Annotated in this window: 1 protein-coding gene; it reads right to left on the bottom strand. The window is 71.7% G+C overall.

Translation table 11 applies throughout. The features are described from left to right. On the bottom strand, nucleotides 1-1,615 hold a 1,615-nt coding region (locus NLI01S_RS24745), incomplete at its 3' end, for a type I polyketide synthase (protein WP_223809378.1). Nucleotides 1,616-1,787 lie beyond the last annotated feature (172 nt).

Genomic DNA, 1,787 nt, shown 5'->3' on the forward strand with positions numbered 1-1,787 from the left:
TGACGTAGGTCCTGCCCGGCTGGTCGGGGTCCGGGTGGTAGAGCTCAGCGGTGTCCCAACCGCGCTCGGCGGGGAAGTCGACCAGGGTGTCGCGACCGCTCTCCAGCAGGTCCCAGAGTCCGTCCGCGTCGGTCACTCCACCGGGGTAACGGCAGCCGAGCCCCACGATCGCGATCGGCTCGTCCGCACCCGCCACGGCAATGGCACCGGAGTCCGACCTCGCCGACGCCTCGCCCTGGTCGCCCACCAGCTCGACCAGCAGGAAACCCGCCAACACCTCGGGCGTGGGGTAGTCGAAGACCAACGTGGCCGGCAACCGCAGCCCCGTCGCCGCGTTCAACCTGTTCCGCAGCTCCACAGCCGTCAGCGAATCGAAACCGATCTCCGAGAAGGGCTGCTCCACGGCCACGTGCTTGGGCGAGGCGTGACCGAGCACGAATGCGGCGCGCTCTCGGACCAGGCCGAGCACCCGCTCCATCTGTTCCTCGGCCGTCACCGCCCGCAGTTCCGCGGCCAGGGGACGCTCCTCCTGCTCCGCTCGTGGGCGGTCCTGCCGGACCAGGCCGCGCATCAGCGGTGCCAGTGCGTGCCGGTCCTGCGCCGCGAGCTCGGACAGGTCCAGACGGATCGGCAGGAGAAGCGCCTCGTCCCGGTTGCGGGCCGCGTCGAACAGCGCCAGCCCTTGAGCCGCCGACAGCGGTCGGACACCACCGCGTGCCATGCGCAGAACGTCGGCGTCGCCGAGTCGGCCTCCCATTCCCTCCCTCTCCGACCACAGGCCCCAGGCCAGGGACTGCGCGGGAAGCCCGTGCGCCTTGCGGTGCTGGGCGAGTGCGTCGAGCACCGCGTTGGCCGCCGCGTAGTTGGCTTGTCCGGCACCGCCCAGGACTCCGGCGGCGGCGGAGAAGAGGACGAACGACGCCAGGTCGAGGTCCTTGGTGAGCTCGTGCAGGACGAGCGCCGCTTCCGCCTTGGCCCGGATGACGCGCTCGACTTGCTCCGAGGTGAGCGAGGCGACGGTGCCGTCGTCGATGACACCGGCGGCGTGCACCACGGCGGTGAGGGGGCGCTCGTCAGGGATGCCCTCGAGCACGCGGGACAAGGAGTCGGAGTCGCTGACGTCGCACGCCTCGATCTCCACGACGGCGCCGAGCCGCACCAGCTCGTCCTGAAGATCGGCGGCACCGGGCGCGTCCGGACCGCGTCGGCTGAGCAGCAGCAGGTTCCGCGCACCGTACTCGGTGACCAGGTGTCGCGCCAGCAGCTTGCCCAGACCGCCGGTCGCCCCGGTGATGAGGACTGTTCCTTCGGGCGCCAGGACCTCGGGAGTTCCACTCTCCTGGGGTACCTCCGCGAGGGCGGGGGCGTGGACGTTTCCGCCCCGCAGCACCAGCTGCGGTTCCCCGGTGGCGAGCGCCGGGCCGAGGTCCGCCGTGGGATCATCGGTGTCCACCAGCACCAGCCGTCCGGGCTGTTCGGTCTGCGCGGACCGCACGAGCCCCCAGGCCGCGGCCTGGCCGGGATCGACGTCCTCCCGCTCATCGACGGCGACGGCCCGTCTGGTCACCAGGACGAGCCTGGCGTCGGCCCGGTCCTCGGTGAGCCATGACTGCACAAGCTCCAGAGTGTGCACGGCGACGTCCCGCGCGGAGCTCGTCGGGATCGAGACGACGACATCGTCGGTGCCGCTCCCGCTCCGGTCGACGACCGGAAGGCGGTTCCATTCGACGCGGTAGAGCGGCCCCGTGGACCGTGCCGCGACGTGTGCGGGCCAGTAGGTCTGCTGG

The sequence above is a fragment of the Nocardiopsis listeri NBRC 13360 genome (assembly GCF_001570765.1).
In the GTDB taxonomy this organism is placed as follows: Bacteria; Actinomycetota; Actinomycetes; order Streptosporangiales; family Streptosporangiaceae; genus Nocardiopsis; species Nocardiopsis listeri.